The organism is Nocardioides sp. SLBN-35, assembly GCF_006715725.1.
In the GTDB taxonomy this organism is placed as follows: Bacteria; Actinomycetota; Actinomycetes; order Propionibacteriales; family Nocardioidaceae; genus Nocardioides.
Map to the genome: position 1 here is coordinate 1849236 of NZ_VFNU01000001.1, position 16850 is coordinate 1866085.

Consider the following 16850-nt stretch of genomic DNA (forward strand, 5'->3'; position numbering starts at 1 on the left):
TCACTCCACCGGGTGCCCCGCATCCCTGATCGTCAGCGCGATCTGGACCCGGTTCGTGGTCTCCAGCTTCTCGAACAGCTTGGACACGTGCCCCTTCACCGTCGGCACGGACAGGTGCAGCTCGCGGGCGATCTCGGCGTTCGACAGTCCGCGCCCGACCGCGCCGGCGACCTCGAGCTCGCGCTCGGTCAGCCGGTCGAGGCGGCGCTGGGCGTCGGCGGCGCGGCTGTCGCCGGACGCGGTGCGGACCCGCTCGATGAGGGTGCGGGTGACCGAGGGGGACAGCATCGGGTCGCCGTCGGCCACCTTGCGGAGGGCGGCGACGATCTCGGGGGGAGCGGTGTCCTTGAGCAGGAAGCCGTCGGCGCCGGCGGCGAGGGCGCCCACGACGTAGTCGTCGGCGTCGAAGGTGGTCAGCACGATCACCCGCGGCGGCCGGGGGTCGGAGTGGAGGATCCGGGTGGCGGCCAGGCCGTCGAGGACGGGCATCCGGATGTCCATCAGTACGACGTCGGGGGCCAGCTCGCGGGCCAGGGCTATGCCGGCGCGGCCGTCCGAGGCCTCGCCGACGACCGCGATGTCGGCCTGTCCGCCGAGCATCAGGGTCAGTGCGGAGCGCACCAACGGGTCGTCGTCGACGACGATGACGCGGATCTGGTCGGTCACGGGTGGTCCTCTCCCTGGCCGGGCTCGGCGGCCCACGGTAGCCATGCGTGCAGCACGAAGACCTCGGCGCCGGTCCCGCCCGGGGCGTGCTCGAAGCGGTGCGTGAGCGTCCCGCCGCGCAGCTCGGCCCGCTCGGTGAGCCCGACCAGGCCGAGACCGGCGCCCGGGGTGCGCGTCGGTCCGAAGCCCAGCGCGTTGCGCAGCACGACGTCGACGCCGTCGGCGGGGGAGCCGCTGACCGAGATCCGCAGGGTGGCCGCGGGGGCGTGCTTGCCGGCGTTGGTGATGCCCTCCTGCACGATCCGGTAGACCGTGCGGCCCACGGCGTCGGGAAGGGGCTCGCCACCGGCCAGGCCGTCGTCGTACTCGATCGCGGCGCCGGCGTCGCGGGCGTCGGCGACCAGCGCCTCGAGGTCGCCGTACGTCGGCTGGGGGCCGGTGAGCGGACCGGTGGCGGCAGCGCCGTCGACGTCTCGCAGTACGCCGAGCACCTCGCGCAGGTCGGTGAGCGCCTCGTGGGCCTTGGCCTGGATCACGGCGACACTGCTGCGCATCTCGTCGGCAGAGAGGTCCTCGCGGTAGGTCAACGCGCCGGCGTGCATGGAGATCTGCGAGATCCGGTGGGCGAGCACGTCGTGCATCTCGCGGGCGATGCGGGCGCGCTCGGTGGAGCGGGCCTGCGTGGCGCGCAGGTCGCGCTCGGCCTCGGCCGTCTCGGCGCGCTGCCGCAGGGTCCAGATCAGCTCGCGGCGCGAGCCGATGTACATGCCCCAGGCGGTGATGGCGAGCACGACCGCGACAGTGACCGACAGGTTGACCCACCACGGGTCGACCGACTCGCTGGGCTGGACCGCGTAGTAGACGAGGCTGAACACCACGTTGAGGGCGCCGACGGTGATCACCTGCCACCAGCGCCGCCGGGTCGCCAGCGAGACGGTGGCCAGGGCGGCCGGACCCGCGGAGAGCGAGCTGATCGGTGCCATCAGGATGGTCACCACGGCGATGGTGAACGGCCAGCGCCGGCGGAACCAGACGAGCACGAAGGCCAGCAGGCCGACGACGAGATCGGCCCAGAACAGCAGCGGGTTCTCGTCGACCTGGGCGTCCATCACCGGCCCCCAGACGAGCAGTCCGAGCGCGAGGGCCAGGACGTAGCGCCACAGCTGGTTGTACCAGCGCAGGCGCGGCTGGTAGCCGTCCGGCGTGTCCACGGTCCGACACTAGGGCCTCGGGAACCGCGACAGGCAGCGCCCCGGGACCGGGACGACACCTACTTTGGTCGGGGCGACTCGCGACGCGGGTTCGATGTGGCCGCCCTTCGGTTCGGGCAGGCTGGAGCCATGATCACCGTCGATCGACTCACCAAGACCTACGGCGCGTACACAGCCGTGGACGACGTCAGCTTCGTGTGCCAGCCCGGTCGCGTCACGGGCTTCCTCGGCCCCAACGGCGCGGGCAAGACCACCACCATGCGCGTCATGGTCGGCCTCACCCTGCCGACCCACGGCACCGTCACCATCGGCGGCCTGCGCTACCACGACATCCCCAACCCGGGGCGCCACGTCGGCACCCTGCTCGACGCGTCGGCGCAGCACGTGGGCCGCACCGGCCGCGAGATCCTCTCGATCGCCGCGCAGACCATGGGCCTGCCGAAGACCCGCGTCGACGAGATGCTCGCGCTGGTCGGGCTCAACGACGACGAGGCCGGGCGCCGCCTGCGCAACTACTCGCTCGGCATGAAGCAGCGCCTCGGCATCGCGCACGCGCTGCTCGGCGACCCGTCGGTGCTCATCCTCGACGAGCCGGCCAACGGCCTCGACCCGGCGGGCATCCGCTGGATGCGTGGCCTGCTCAAGGGGTACGCCGACCGGGGCGGCACCGTGCTGCTGTCCAGCCACCTGCTCCACGAGGTCGAGCAGATCGCCGACGAGATGATCCTCATCGGCCGCGGCAAGATCGTCGCCCAGGGTGACCGCGAGACGCTGCTGGCCGGTGCCAACGGCACCCCGGTCACCATGGTCACCTCGCTCGACAACGCCGCTCTCGGCGCGGCGCTGACTCACGCCGGTCACGCGGTCGAGCCCGCCGGCCCCGGCCTCAAGGTGCAGGCGAGCCCGGAGCAGGTCGGTCGCGCCGCCCTGTCGGCCGGTGTCGTCCTCACCGACCTCCGGTCCGGCGGCGCCGGCCTGGAGGACCTGTTCCTCGAGCTGACCTCGGCCGACGCCCGAGAGGCCGTCCCCGGCTTCGGCGCCCCGACCCCCGGAGGTATCCCCGCATGAGCACCACCGCCGTCCCCACCCTGGACATCTCGGGTACGCCGCGCACCCCGCTGAGCCGCTTGGTCGGCGTCGAGCTGCGCAAGGCGATCGACACCCGTGCTGGCTTCTGGTTCGCCACCTCGATCGTCGGCCTGGTCTCGGTCGTGCTGCTGATCTACACCCTCGTCGCCCCGGACGACTCCAAGGACCTCGGCGACATGCTGCCGGTCGCCGGCGGTGTGCTCGGCTACTTCCTGCCGATCCTGATCATCATGCTGGTCACCAGCGAGCAGTCCCAGCGCAACGGTCTGGTCACCTTCACCCTCGAGCCGAAGCGATCGCGGGTCGTGGCCGCGAAGTTCCTCGCCGGCATCAGCCTCGGCGCGGTCGTGATGGTGCTGGCCGGCCTGCTCGCGGTCGTGTTCACCGCGATCGGCGCGCTCACCGGCAGCTCGCCGGAGTGGTCGGTCGACGGCAACCTGCTGTTCAACGGCTTCGTGCTGGCCAACCTGATCGGGATCTTCGTCGGCTTCGCCATCGCGATGCTGCTGATGAACACCCCGGCCGGCATCGTCGCCTACTTCGCCTACAGCCTGATCCTCCCGATCGCCGCCGGCATCCTGAGCGCGCTCAGCTCGGGCTTCGAGAAGGTCGCGCCCTGGATCGAGTTCAACACCGCGCAGACCCCCCTGTTCACCGGCGACTACCAGCCCTCCGGCGAGGAGTGGGCGCAGTTCGCCGTGGCCGGATTCCTGTGGCTCGTGGTCCCGCTGGTCCTCGGCACCATGCGGCTGCTGCGCATCGAGTTCAAGTAGCCCCACCCCTTCATCGAAGGTTGGCGGACACGACACCGTGGCGGGGCCTGCGCGTAGCGGGCTTCGCCACGGTGGTGTTCCGTGGGCAACGGATACCTCCGCTTCGCCGCTCTCGGCGACAGCACCACCGTCGGCCTCGGCGATCCGCTCCCGGCCGGCGGCTGGCGGGGCTGGGCCCGGCTCCTGGTCGAGTCGCTGCAGGCGTCGTACGACGTCTCGTTCTGCAACGTCGCTCTCTCGGGGGCGACGGCTGCAGTCGTCCGGGAGCAGCAGCTCGACCAGGCGCTGGCGCACCGGCCCGACCTGGCCTCGCTGCTCGTCGGGGTCAACGACACGCTCCGCTCCAGCTGGGACCCGGACCGGCTGCACGCCGACCTGAGCCACGTCGCCGGTGCGCTGGTCGACGGCGGGGCGACCCTGATGACCGTCCGGTGGCACGACCACGCCGCGCTGCTGGGGCTGCCGCGCGTGCTCGTGCGGCCGATGGCCGAGCGGATCACCCTCGTCAACGAGGTCTACGACGACCTGCACGCGACGTACGGGGGCCTGCGGCTCGACCTCGCGCTGATGCCCGAGGTGGTCGACCGGACCTGCTGGTCGATCGACCGCTTCCACCCCTCCGAGCTCGGGCACCGAGCGCTGGCCCGGGCATGGGCCGAGCGGCTGCGCGCCGTGGGTCTGGACCTCCCGTTGCCGAGCCTCGAGCTGGGTGGCGGCTGCGAGCCGAGCTGGCGCCGCGACGTCGCCTGGATGGTGACCGAGGGCGCGCCGTGGTTCGGCCGTCGGGCGCGGGACCTGGGGCCCTGGGCAGTGCGGAGGGCCCTCGCCGCCGCTCGGTAGGTTGGGCCCATGACCACCCGCGAGGACGGCCGCGCCGACGACGAGCTGCGGCAGATCAAGATCACCCGGAACTGGCTCGACCACCCCGCCGGCTCGGTGCTGGTCGAGTTCGGCAAGACGCGCGTGCTGTGCGCGGCCTCCGCCTCCGAGGGCGTGCCGCGCTGGCGCAAGGGCTCGGGCCTGGGCTGGGTCACCGCCGAGTACGCCATGCTCCCGGCCTCCACCAACACCCGCTCGGACCGTGAGTCGGTCAAGGGCCGCATCGGTGGCCGCACCCACGAGATCAGCCGCCTGATCGGCCGCTCGCTGCGTGCGGTCATCGACTACAAGGCGCTCGGCGAGAACACCATCCAGCTCGACTGCGACGTCCTCCAGGCCGACGGCGGCACCCGCACCGCCGCCATCACCGGCGCGTACGTCGCCCTCGCCGACGCCTGCGCGAAGCTCAAGGTCCCCGCCGCGCTCACCGGCTCGGTGGCCGCCGTCAGCGTCGGCATCATCGACGGCGTGCCCCGCCTCGACCTGCCCTACGTCGAGGACGTGCGCGCCGAGACCGACATGAACGTCGTGATGACCGGTGACGGCCGGTTCGTCGAGGTCCAGGGCACCGCTGAGGGCGTCGCCTTCGACCGCGCCGAGCTCGACGCGCTGCTCGCTCTCGCCGAGAAGGGCTGCGCCGACCTCACCCGGATGCAGCGCGAGGCGCTCTCGTCGTGAAGGTGCTCGTCGCCTCCCGCAACGCCAAGAAGCTCGAGGAGATGCGCCGCATCCTCGCCGAGCACATGAGCACCGTCGAGGTCGTCGGGCTCGACGACGTCACGCCCTTCGACGAGCCGGTCGAGGACCAGCCGACCTTCGAGGGCAACGCGCTGCTCAAGGCCCGCGCCGGCGTCGCCGCCACCGGCCTGCCCACCCTCGCCGACGACTCCGGCCTCTGCGTCGACGCCCTCAACGGCATGCCCGGTGTCCTCTCCGCCCGCTGGTCGGGCCCTCCGAAGAGCGACGAGCGCAACAACGAGCTCCTCCTCGCCCAGCTCGCCGACGTGCCGGACGAGCGTCGTTCGGCGCACTTCGCCTGCGCCGTCGCCGTGGTCCACCCCGACGGCCGCGAGCTCGTCGTCGAGGGCCGGATGGACGGCAGCGTGATCCGCGAGGTGCGGGGCAGCGGCGGCTTCGGGTACGACGTCCTGTTCGTCGCCACCGAGCGCCCCGGCCTGACCACCGCCGAGCTGTCCCGCGACGACAAGGACGCCATCTCCCACCGCGGCAGGGCGCTGCGCGAGGTCGCGCCGCTGGTGGCTCAGCTGCTGAGCTGAACCACGAACCGTCGATAGTCAAGAAACGCGCAAAGCCCGCCACCGCCGTCGCGGCTGCCCCTAAACTCCGGATCCGATCCGGGTTCCCTCGCTCCAAGGTGGCCGCATGTCCTTCTCGTCCCATCTGTCGCGACGGATGGGCGGCGGCACCCTGCTCGCCGTGGTGCTCGTCGGCAGCCTCGCCGCGTGCTCGGATGATGCCGCCACGGACGCGCCGGTAGCTGTCTCGTCCTCGGATGCGCCCGCCACGACGGCCCAGTCACCGGCCCCGAGCGACTTGCAGGCCCGTCCCGAGGCCCAGGCGGTACAGCGCTGGGCCTCGGCCTTCGCGGAGGTTGTGAACGCCGATCAGGACGACCTCGCGGCCGCCGTACCGACGATGACCGAGGCCGGCCTGGAGCGGATGGCGCTCTACACCCGGCGGGAGCGGGGGCGGTACTTCCCGGGACCGCTTCCCGTGACCGTCGTCGGCATCGCGAAGCCGAACGCCAAGGGCGTGACGCTGGTCCGCGCCTGCGTCTGGATCGCCGGATGGTCGCAGAAGTCCGCCTCCGATCCGCAGCGTGAGCCCCGCGAGGTGATCCCGGTCGTGATCGGAGTCGTGGAGCAGGACGGCGAGTGGCGGGTCGACGGCATGGGCGACCGGGAGAAGGGCAGCTGCGCAGGGGTCGAGGTCTCCGGTCAGGGGTCGGCAGGATGAGCACCGCGACCGCGCGGCGGATCCTGGCGGTCGTCTGCTCGCTCCTGCTGACGCTCGGCCTCGGCGCCTCCCTGAGCGCGCCCGCCGCAGCCGCCGCGGCGCCGGCCGACGTCCCGGGCACGATCTCCGGCACCGTGACCGACGCCGACACCGGCGGGGCGCTCGCCGGCATCCAGGTCATCGCCTGGTGCCACTACGACGACGACGGCGACGGCTATCCGTACTGGGACTGGTGCTGGGACGCGGTCACCGAGGACTCCGTCACGACCTTGACGGGCAGCGACGGCAGCTACCAGCTGGCCGTGCCGGCCGGGACCTACCGGATCGGCTTCGAGGACCCGCAGCAGCGCTACCTCACCAGCTACCACCCGCAGGCCGACCGCGTCGGCGAGGCCGACGACCTCCTCGTCGCGGCGGGTGCTCTCGTGCCGGGCATCGACGCCGCCCTGCACCGGGGCGGTCTGATCGCGGGCACGCTCACGAGCTCCGACGGCCAGCCGCTCGCCGAGGCGGACGTCGAGGTCTACCGCGAGAACGACGGCGACCTCGCGTACGACGAGTACTATGGCTACACCGAGGAGGACGGCAGCTACTCGGTCGGTCCGCTGCCGGACGGTGAGTATCGCGTCGGCTTCTTCGCGTGGGATCACGTGAGCGAGTACTACGACGACCGGTCGAGCCTGCAGGCGGCCGATCCGCTCACCGTGGCGGATGCCGCGACGCTGACCGCCGACGCGGTGCTGAGCCCCGGCGCCTCCATCTCCGGCGTCGTGACCGACGAGACGGCTGCGCCGCTGGAGGACATCCAGGTGCGGCTCTACGAGTACGACGCGGACTACGACTACTGGGACTGGACCCGCTCGACCTCTACCGACGCCGAGGGCCGCTATGCCCTGCGCCGCCTCACGCCGGGCACGACCTATCGTGTCGGCTTCTCGGCTTACGACGGCGCGCACGTGCGCGAGTTCTACGACGACGAGCAGAGCGTCGAGCAGGCCACCGACATCGTGCTCGCCGACGAGCAGCAGTTCACGGCGAGCGCCGCGCTCGCGCGCGGTGGCCGGATCTCCGGTCAGGTCTCCGGCGCCGACGGGGAGCCGTTGTCGGATATCAGCGTCGAGGTCTACCGCGAGGTCTCCGGAGAGGTCGTGGCGGAGGAGTTCTACGGCTACACCGACGAGAACGGCTCCTACGAGGTCGGCGGGCTGCCCGACGGCGACTACCGGGTCGCCTTCCTGCCGTGGGACGACATCCACGCCAGCGAGTACTACGACGACCAGCCCACCCTCGCGCAGGCCGAGGTGCTGCACCTGGCCGGTGGCTCGAGCGTCGTCGCGGACGCCGAGCTGGGACTGCGCGGCTCGATCACGGGCCAGGTCACCGACGAGGACGGCACGCCGCTGGGGGGCATCTCGGTGCAACTGCACACCGGCGTCCCCGGGGGCGACGACGGGGGCTCGACGAGCTGCTGCTGGGAGACCGAGGCCGACGGCAGGTACCGGATCCCGGTCGACCCTGGCCGCTACGCACTCGAGTTCGAGGACCACAGCGGCGTCCACGTCAGCGAGTTCTACGACGACCAGCCGAGCCTGGAGCAGGCCACCGGGGTCGTGGTGGCCGGCGACGAGACCGTCGTCGCCGACGCCCGGCTCGCGCTGGGCTCCTCGGTCACCGGCACCGTGACCGCCCAGGGCGGCATGCCGCTCGGCGACACCTCCGTGACCGTCTACCGCTACGAGCCCGTCTACGACTACTGGTACTGGTGGGACAGCACCCACACCGACGCGCAAGGGCACTACGCGATCGGCGACCTCACCCCCAGCACGCCCTACCGGTTGCGCTTCCACGCCACCGACGGCCAGCACGTCGACGAGTACTTCGACGACCGGACCAGTCTCGAGGAGGCCACCGACATCGTGCTCGGCGAGCACGAGACGTTCACCGCGGACGCCGAGCTGAGCACGGCGGGGCGGGTCACCGGCACCATCCGGGACGAGGCCGGCGACCTGCTCGGCGATGTCTCGGTCTCCGTCTACCGACAGGCCACGACCGGCGACGACTGGTCGTGGGCGGGCAACGCCTGGAGCTCGGACGGCAACTATGCGGTCGGTGGTCTCGGCTCGGGTACCTACCGGGTCGAGTTCGCGCCCAGCGACGGGCTCCACGGCACCGAGCAGTACGACGACGTGAGCGTCGTCGTGGGTCAGGACACCACGGTCGACGCCGTGCTCGAGCTGCGGTACGGCGCGATCTCGGGCGTCGTGTCCGACGACAGCGGACCGCTCGCCGGCATCTGGGTGAGCGCCCAGTCGTCCGGCGCCTACCGCTCGGCGCTGACCGACGAGGACGGGCGGTACCGGATCGACCAGCTGCCGCCTGCCGACTACCTGCTGTACTTCGACGTCAGCAACGAGGACTTCCACAGCCCGGAGTACTACGACGACGCGGAGGGCTACGACCAGGCCACGCCGGTCGCCGTCACGCTCGGCGCGACCGCCACGGCCGACGCGAGCCTGGCGGTCGTCGGCGGCGCCCTCGCCGGGACCGTTCGCGATCCCGACGGCACACCCCTGCGCGGCGCCACGGCGATCCTCTACCGCGACGACGGCGGCTCGTGGAACTCCGTGGCCTGGAGCTCGACCGACTTCGAGGGCCGCTACCGCTTCCGCCGGCAGCCCGAGGGCACCTACCGCGTCGGGCTCGCCCCGAACGACGACGTCCACCTGGCCGCCTTCCACGGTGGCGCGGACCTGGCCGGGGCCAGTGACGTGGTGCTGCGGCTCGGTGAGGTGACGACCATCGAGACCAGCCTCCCGGTCGGCGCGGCGATCAGCGGCGTCGTGACCGGCTCCGCGAGCGAGCCACTCGAGGATGTGGGTGTCACCGCCTACCGGGTCGACCCTGACACCGGCGCTCCTGAGGCGTTGCTCACCAGGTACACGTCGGCGGACGGCACCTTCCGGATCGGCGCGCTGCCCGCCGGCACGTACCGGGTCGGCTACCGGCTCGAGGAGACCCACGCCGCCGAGTACTTCGACGACGCCGGCTCTCTCGGTGACGCCGAGGACCTGGTGCTCGCCCTGGGACAGACGGGCACCGCGAACGCGGTCCTCGCGCCCCGGATCGAGAACCTCACGCCGCCGACGATCCAGGGCGTCGCGCGGATCGGCGAGCCGCTGAGCGTCGACGTCGGCACCTGGAGCTACCCGGACGCGAGCTACACCTACCAGTGGTACCGGAACGGGTCCGTGCTGTCGTCGGCGACCGGCTCGACGTACACACCCACCAATGACAACGCCTGGTTCTACGGCACCGACCTCGACGCCCAGATCAGCGTCCGGGTCACCGCGACCAAGCTCGGCCACCTCCCGCGCGAGGCCTGGGCGGCGGCGGTCGGACCGGTGCAGAAGGGCATCATCACCCACCTCACGCCGCCCGCGATCAGCGGCACGGTCCGGGTGGGGGAGACGCTGAGCGTCGCAGGCGACACCTGGCAGCCGGGATCGGTGAGCCGGAGCTACACCTGGCTGCGCGACGGCCAGCCCACCGGCGTCACCGGGACCAGCTACCCGCTCGCGGCCGCCGACCTCGGCGCACGGATCTCGGTGCGGACCACGGTCGCCAAGGACGCGTACGTCACCACCTCGCAGGACAGCGCCGAGACCGACCCGGTGGCCCTCGGCGTCATCGACAACCTGAGCCCGGCGACGGTCACCGGGATCCCGCGGTCCGGCGAGACCCTGACCGCGGACGTCGGCAGCTGGCGTCCCGCCGAGGTCACGCCGGAGTACCGGTGGCTGCGCGACGGCGAGCCGGTCGCCGGCGCGACCGGACCGACGTACCTGCTCACCGAGGCCGACGCGACCCACCGGGTCGCGGTCGAGGTCACCGCGACCAAGACGGCGTACGCGCCCACCAGCTCGACCTCTCCACAGAGCGCACGAGTGACCCACGGCCTGATCGCCGCCACGACGAGCCCGTCCGTCAGCGGCGTGACCCGGGTCGGCGAGGAGCTCAGCGTCGACCCCGGCACCTGGAACACCGCCGACCTCAGCCTGGCCTATCAGTGGCTGCGCGACGGCGAGCCGATCGGCGCGACCGGGGCGACCTACCGGCTCCGGGCGGCCGACCTCGAGCACCGGATCTCGGTCCGGATCGACGCCACCCGTGCCGACTACGACCCCGGCTTCGCGACCACGGCCGAGGTCGGCCCGATCGCGCCCGGACAGTTCACCAGCGTGGCCGCGCCCGCGGTCGAAGGCACCCCGCAGGTCGGGGTCCGGCTGACCATCGCCGGCAATGGCTGGGACCCGACGCCGGAGGAGACCGCCTACCAGTGGCTGCGTGACGGGACGCCGATAGCCGGGGCCACCGGCACGTCGTACGTGCCCGGGCCCGTGGACGTCGACGGCCGGATCGCGGTCGAGGTCAGCGTGAGCAGCGATGCCTACGAGCCGGCCGTGCTGCGCAGTGTCGAGTCGGCTCCGGTGGCGCTCGGCGCGCTCGACAACACCGCCGTGCCCGAGGTCAGCGGCACCGCGCGGGTCGGCGAGACGCTGAGCGCGACGGCCGGCGGCTGGGCTCCGGACGGCGTCACGACGACCTACCAGTGGCGCCGTGACGGCGCGCCGATCCCCGGCGCCACCGCGGCGACGTACCCCTTGGTCCCGGCCGACGCGAACGCCCGGATCACGGTGGCGGTCACCGCCACCCTGGCCGGATATGCGCCCGCGGAGTCGGCGAGCGCCGCGACCGCGCCGGTCACCTACGATGTCGTCGCCAATGTCACCCGCCCGACGGTCACCGGCACCGCGCGCGTCGGCGAGACGCTGAGTGCCACCGACGGCACCTGGACCCCGACCGGCACCACGCCGGCCTTCCAGTGGCTGCGTGACGGCACCCCGATCCCGGGGGCCACCGCCCGTACCCGGGTGCTGCGCGCTGCGGACCTCGGCGCCCGGATCAGCGTCGAGGTGACCGCGTCGCGGGACCAGTACGACCCGGCCCGGGCCACCTCCGAGGAGACCGTCGCCGTGACGCCCGGTGCGCTGGCCAATGTGACCGCGCCCACGATCCTCGGCAGCACCCGGGTGGAGCGGACCCTGACCGTCGACCCCGGGACCTGGGCGCCAGTCTCGGTCGAGGGCTATGCCTACCAGTGGCTGCGCGACGGCAGCGCGATCGACGGCGCCACCGACGCGACCTACGTCCTCACCGACGACGACCTGGACGCCGAGATCGGCCTGCGGGTCACCGCGTCGAAGGCCGGCTACGACTCCGCAACGGCGACCGCGCCGCCGACGTCCGCGATCCGGCCGGCCGACCACGCCCCGACCGTCGAGGTGACGGTTGCGCCCGGACTGACCGGGGCGGCGCCGTACGCAGCCCGGATCGAGATCGCCGCCGACGACCCGGAGCACGACCCGTTGACCTACCGGGTCGAGCCGGGGGACGGCAGCGGCGCGCTGACCGGCGGCATCGTGGAGCCGGTGCAGGCTGTCGACCACGTCTTCGCGACCGTCGGCTCCTTCGCGGTCCGGGTGCTGGTCAGCGATGGTGAGAACACCACGACCCGGATCGTGAGGGTCACCTCGCTGTTGCCCGAGCCGCTCGTGGCGGTCGGGGGTGAGCCGGTCGCCGCGGTTGCCGGAACGCCGGTCACCCTGGACGCGGGCGCCTCCCGGCCGGCCGCGCTGATCGACTCCTACGAGTGGGACTTCGGCGACGGCGCCCATGGCAGCGGCGTCGCCGCACGGCACACCTACGCGAGCGCGGGCACCTTCCCGGTCACCCTCACCGTGACGGCCGGCACTGAGGTCGCCACCGCCACCACGACGGTGACGGTCAGCAAGACACCGGTCACGCCGGGACTCCAGGTCACGATCCGGGACGGCGACGCCCTGCTGTCGGGGGCCCAGGCCTCGGTGCGGATGCCCGACGGCACCCGGATCAGCGGCGTCACCGACGGCTCCGGGGGCATGACCCTGCACGGCCTGCCCGACGGGTCGACGGCCGTCGACGTCTGGGCGCCGGGCTACCTGCCCGCGACAGTCACGGCGACGCTGAGCGACGGTGGCGGCAGCCTCGACGTCTCCCTGGTCCGCGGGGACGTCGGCTCGGCGGTGCTCGAGTCCCACCCGCTGACCCTCGACGAGCTCTGGGACCGCGGCATCGACCTGGACGCCGCGGAGAACCAGCACATCTTCGAGGCCGAGATCCGGCTCCACTTCGTCGTGGAGGAGCCCGACGAGCCCGGCACCTACCAGCCGCAGTCCCTGCCGGTCACGCTCACGGCGGTCGAGGGCGGCGGCTACTACCTGGGCTGCTCGGGCGGCTGCCCGGGCGGTGGCGGCGGTGGCGGTGGCTCGCTGGTGCTGGGCGGCTCGACGTACACGCCGCGGATCACCGTCGTCGAGGGCGCCCCGATCATCGAGTGGCTGGTGATCCCGGTGCGGGGATCGTGGGCCAAGGAGTTCTTCGACGTCTCGATGATCGTGCAGAACCTCGGGACCGGCGGAGCCACCTTCCGTCCCGGCCTGGCGACCCTCGACCTCCCGTCCGGGCTCGCTCTCGCGACCACCTGGGACGGCCAGCAGCAGACCCTGACCCGCACGGTTCCGGCCATTCCGGCCGGCGGCAGCCAGACGATCAGCTGGACCGTGCGCGGCGACGAGGAGGGGTTCTACGACCTCGAGGCGACCTACGACTCGGTGCTGGACCCGTTCGACGCGCCGCTCACCCTGGTCGCCCGCAGTGAGCATCCGCTGCACGTGTGGGCGGGATCCGCCCTGACGCTCAGCGTCACGGTCGACGGCGAGGTGGAGCGCTGGATGCCGTACCGGGTCACCACGACCCTGACCAACAGCACCTGCGCCGCGATCGGCCCCGGTTGCGACGAGGTCGGGCCGACGCTCTACAACGTGCGACTCGCCCTCGGAGAGCGACCCGAGAACGCCCCGGCCGACCAGGCCCGCTACGTGTACGGACCGAACGAGCAGACCCAGGACGCCGCGATGATCCTGCCGCCCGGGGCGTCCGTCCAGGTCGACACGATCGTCATGCCCGGTATCGGCACCGACGACGACGATCCCGCCGGAGCGCCCATCGGCGACGTCGAGGCGATCAAGGAGAAGGTCGTGCGGGTGATGCAGCTCGACACGGCGCAGAGCATGCTGACTCAGACCGCTGGCACCCCGATCAACATCGATGACGAGATCCATGTCCACGACGGCCTGACGCCGCACACCCGCCTCGACATCGACAAGGTCGACGACGGCGCCGAGGAGCGGATCGAGCTCGACTGGGACCCGGTGAGCCTGCCGGGGAAGACGGTGACCGGCTACCGCGTCTACACCCGCGACTCGCTCACCGGCGGATCCTGGCGGGTGCTGCCCGCGGGCGTCAGCTCGACGACCTGGCCCGCCGGGACCACGCAGGCGTCGTATCCGTTGGGGACGCCGGGCCTGGGCGGCTACTTCACCGTCATCGCGGTCTACGCCGGCGGCACCCTGGCCACGCACCGGCTGGTGTTCGGGCCCGCGAAGTACGTCGCCCTGGGCGACTCCTTCAGTGCGGGCGAGGGCGTGCCCGAGTTCAGTGCGGGCTCGGCCACCGACATCGACTCCACGGGCGGGCCCGCGACCTGGGAGAAGGCCTGGGCGCTGGTCACCGGCGACCAGGCGGGCAACACCTGCCACCGCTCCAGCCGTGGCTCCTACTCCCGGCTGCTGTCCGCCGAACCCGAGCTCTCGTCGTGGCTGGCGCCGGCGCGGTTCGCGGCTTGCAGCGGCGCGGTCACCAAGGACCTCGTGGAGCCGAACCCCGACAACGAGAACGAGCCTGCGCAGACCGACTCCCTCAGCGAGGCCACCCGCGCGGTGACGATGACCATGGGAGGCAACGACGCCGACTTCGGCGGCATCATCAAGGCCTGCCTGAACCCCCTGCAGTCGTGCGCGGCAGACCTGTACGGCAACTCCGGCGTGCGCTGGGAGTGGCTGGCGCGCACCGAGGTCGAGCTGAACAAGGGCTTTGACGTGGTCACCAGCGCGGCCGACGTGCTGGCGGAGTGCCCGCTCGAGACGGCGAGCGTCATCGGCATGGCCAAGTGCGGCATGGCGATCCGTGACTACTACCTCGCCCTCAAGCGGGCCACGGGCGACCGCGACCGGGACGCGTCGGCCCTGTTCGTGTACGCCGACGTGTTGCGCAAGAGGCTCGAGGCGTCGTACGAGAAGGTCCTCGCGGAGGCGCCCAACGCCACCCTCTACGTCGCCGACTATCCCAGGCAGCTGAGCGCGGGCCGCGCGTCGAAGGCGTGCGAGGTGACGCCCTTCGGCGATCTGAGCGTGATCGACCCGGTCGAGGGCGTGCTGCTCAACGGCTTCGTGGACCAGCTCAACGAGGAGATCGCGGAGGCGCTCGAGAACGTGCGCGCGCGACACCCGGACCGGTCGGTGATCTACGTGCCCGTGGCGGAGGAGTTCGCCGGCCACGAGCTGTGCGTCGACGGCGAGCTGAACCCCGACAGCGCCTTCAACCCGCTGATCAACGACGTGCTGAGCTGGCCCGACGCGTACGGCAAGGTCGCCTACTCCTTCCACCCCAACGCGCTCGGTCAGGAGCTGTATCGCGATGCGTTCCGGCAGGCGATGACCGGTCAGACCCGCAAGCTGGTCGAGATGGAGACGTCCTCGATCACCCCGGCGCAGAGCGAGGTGCCGCCCTTCACCGACGGTGTCGTCGCCCGGGTCCGCCATGCCGAGGTGACGCCGGTCGCGATCTCGCTGCTCGGCCCCGACGGCCAGGTCGTCCACGCGGGTGACCCCGGCACCACCTCGGGTGACGAGAACGGCGTCACCTGGCTCCGGCTGGCGGACCCGGCGCCCGGACTGTGGCGGGTCGAGGTCGAGCTCGCGGACCCGGCCCCGGCGGCGAAGGGGGCGAGCGAGCGCGGCCTGCTCGCGACTGCCCTCGCCGCGGACGAGCCGGTGGCACCCACGCTGGTCGAGGTCGAGCTGTCGGTCGAGGCGTCGCCGGACGCTCCGGTCGCGTCGGCGACCCTCACCGGGCCGACGAGCGGGAGCTACCGCTTCGACGCCTCGGGCTCCCACGGCCGCGGCGACGAGCAGCTGAGCGTCGACTGGTTGTTCGCCGACGGCGCCACCGCCACGGGCCGCGTCGTCGACCACGCCTTCGCCGCCGGCATCGAGCCCTCGGCCCTGCTCACCGTCACCACCGCCGACGGTCGGTCGGCCTCGGTCGACGTCACCCTTGCCCCACCCCCGGCGCCCGCGCTGGTGCCCGTGGGCGACCCGTCGGTGACGGCCGACGTGGCGGAGGGCGACCCGGTCGTTCCCGGTGTCGTGCTCACCGCTTCGGGCGACTGGATCCCGCAACCCGCCGGCACGACCTTCCGCTGGCTGCGCGACGGCGACCCGATCTCCGGAGCCACGGCGTCCACCTACCGGGTCACCGCCCAAGATGCCGGCCATGCCCTGCGGGTCGAGATCACGGCCAGCCGTGAGGGCTTCGAGCCGGGCGAGGCCCGGAGCGCGGCGCTCGCCGTACCCGAGGAGCCGGTCGAGCCGACCGTCACCAACACCGTCCTGCCGGTCATCAGCGGCACTCCAGCTGTCGGGCAGACCCTGACCGTGTCGCCGGGCTCCTGGACGCCGGCGGACGTCGTACTCAGCTATGCCTGGTTCGCGGGCGCGTCCCCGATCCCGGGCGCCAGCGGACCCACCGCCACCAGCCTGCTGCTCACCGCGGCGCAGCAGGACGCGGTGATCACGGTGCGGGTCACGGCGACCGTCGGCGACGTGTCCCAGGCCGTGACGACGGTGGGCACGCCGGCGGTGCGCGCGGCGGGTGGTGGCGGCGGTGGCGTTGGGCCCACCGCCGGCCCGGGCAGCGCGGCGTGCACGGCGGCGACCCAAGCCCTGAGCACCGCACAGGCCGTCCTCGCCGACGTCAGTCAGCGGCTCAAGAGCGCCAAGGCCAAGCTCAAGAAGGCCAGGAAGGCGCGCAGGACAGCGCAGGTGACCAAGTTGAAGAAGAAGGTCGCGAAGCTGAAGAAGAGCCGGACAGCCGCCCACGCGACGGTCACAACCGCCCTCGGATCGGTGGGCTCGGCCTGCTGAGGCGGGCCGAGCCTCGTGCCGAAGGCGGGACTCGAACCCGCACACCCGAAGGCACGGCATCCTAAGTGCCGCGTGTCTGCCAGTTCCACCACTCCGGCGTGAGCGGGACGAGT

At 72.4% G+C, this 16850-nt stretch carries 9 protein-coding genes and 1 tRNA gene; 7 read left to right on the top strand and 3 right to left on the bottom strand.

Features of this window, described 5'->3' with window-relative positions:
- Both FBY23_RS09020 and FBY23_RS09025 read right to left on the bottom strand, forming a co-directional pair.
- Entirely contained in the window at nucleotides 1-711 is a 711-nt protein-coding gene (locus tag FBY23_RS09020) for a response regulator transcription factor (protein WP_141797843.1), read from the bottom strand.
- Nucleotides 663-1877, bottom strand: a complete 1215-nt coding sequence (locus tag FBY23_RS09025) for a sensor histidine kinase (protein ID WP_141797844.1) — start codon at nucleotides 1875-1877, stop codon at nucleotides 663-665. The genes FBY23_RS09020 and FBY23_RS09025 overlap by 49 nt, the downstream gene beginning before the upstream one ends.
- Nucleotides 1878-2006: 129 nt before the next feature.
- Between FBY23_RS09025 and FBY23_RS09030 the strand changes: the two genes are divergently transcribed.
- From FBY23_RS09030 to FBY23_RS09060, 7 genes are all read left to right on the top strand, one after another.
- Nucleotides 2007-2945 carry an ABC transporter ATP-binding protein gene (locus FBY23_RS09030; RefSeq protein ID WP_141797845.1) on the top strand — a complete coding sequence of 313 codons (939 nt, stop codon included), beginning with the start codon at nucleotides 2007-2009 and terminating at the stop codon, nucleotides 2943-2945.
- Nucleotides 2942-3739: an ABC transporter permease gene (locus FBY23_RS09035; RefSeq protein ID WP_141797846.1), complete on the top strand. Its 798-nt coding sequence runs from the start codon at nucleotides 2942-2944 to the stop codon at nucleotides 3737-3739. Before FBY23_RS09030 ends, FBY23_RS09035 begins: the two co-directional genes overlap by 4 nt.
- An 81-nt stretch (nucleotides 3740-3820) precedes the next feature.
- On the top strand, nucleotides 3821-4579 hold the full coding sequence (locus FBY23_RS09040; protein WP_141797847.1) for an SGNH/GDSL hydrolase family protein: 759 nt from the start codon (nucleotides 3821-3823) through the stop codon (nucleotides 4577-4579).
- Nucleotides 4580-4588: 9 nt separating this feature from the next.
- Nucleotides 4589-5296, top strand: a complete 708-nt coding sequence (gene rph / locus FBY23_RS09045; protein WP_141797848.1) for a ribonuclease PH — start codon at nucleotides 4589-4591, stop codon at nucleotides 5294-5296.
- Nucleotides 5293-5895, top strand: coding sequence for an RdgB/HAM1 family non-canonical purine NTP pyrophosphatase (rdgB, locus tag FBY23_RS09050; RefSeq protein ID WP_260805843.1), 603 nt, complete (start codon nucleotides 5293-5295; stop codon nucleotides 5893-5895). The genes rph and rdgB overlap by 4 nt, the downstream gene beginning before the upstream one ends.
- A gap of 106 nt (nucleotides 5896-6001) precedes the next feature.
- Nucleotides 6002-6595: a hypothetical protein gene (locus FBY23_RS09055; RefSeq protein ID WP_141797849.1), complete on the top strand. Its 594-nt coding sequence runs from the start codon at nucleotides 6002-6004 to the stop codon at nucleotides 6593-6595.
- Nucleotides 6592-16737 (top strand): carboxypeptidase regulatory-like domain-containing protein, encoded by a 10146-nt coding sequence (locus tag FBY23_RS09060; protein WP_141797850.1) that lies wholly within the window; start codon nucleotides 6592-6594, stop codon nucleotides 16735-16737. Before FBY23_RS09055 ends, FBY23_RS09060 begins: the two co-directional genes overlap by 4 nt.
- Before the next feature lie 16 nt (nucleotides 16738-16753).
- On the opposite strand, the gene FBY23_RS09065 is transcribed toward FBY23_RS09060, so the two are convergent.
- A tRNA-Leu gene (locus FBY23_RS09065) sits at nucleotides 16754-16835 on the bottom strand.
- Nucleotides 16836-16850: the final 15 nt, after the last annotated feature.

Excerpts from the sequence above, each read along its gene's own strand:
- rph (WP_141797848.1), top strand. The coding sequence starts at position 4,589 with ATGACCACCCGCGAGGACGGCCGCGCCGACGACGAGCTGCGGCAGATC.
- FBY23_RS09035 (WP_141797846.1), top strand. The coding sequence starts at position 2,942 with ATGAGCACCACCGCCGTCCCCACCCTGGACATCTCGGGTACGCCGCGC.
- FBY23_RS09060 (WP_141797850.1), top strand. The coding sequence starts at position 6,592 with ATGAGCACCGCGACCGCGCGGCGGATCCTGGCGGTCGTCTGCTCGCTC.
- FBY23_RS09020 (WP_141797843.1), bottom strand. The coding sequence starts at position 711 with ATGGCTACCGTGGGCCGCCGAGCCCGGCCAGGGAGAGGACCACCCGTG.
- FBY23_RS09055 (WP_141797849.1), top strand. The coding sequence starts at position 6,002 with ATGTCCTTCTCGTCCCATCTGTCGCGACGGATGGGCGGCGGCACCCTG.
- FBY23_RS09030 (WP_141797845.1), top strand. The coding sequence starts at position 2,007 with ATGATCACCGTCGATCGACTCACCAAGACCTACGGCGCGTACACAGCC.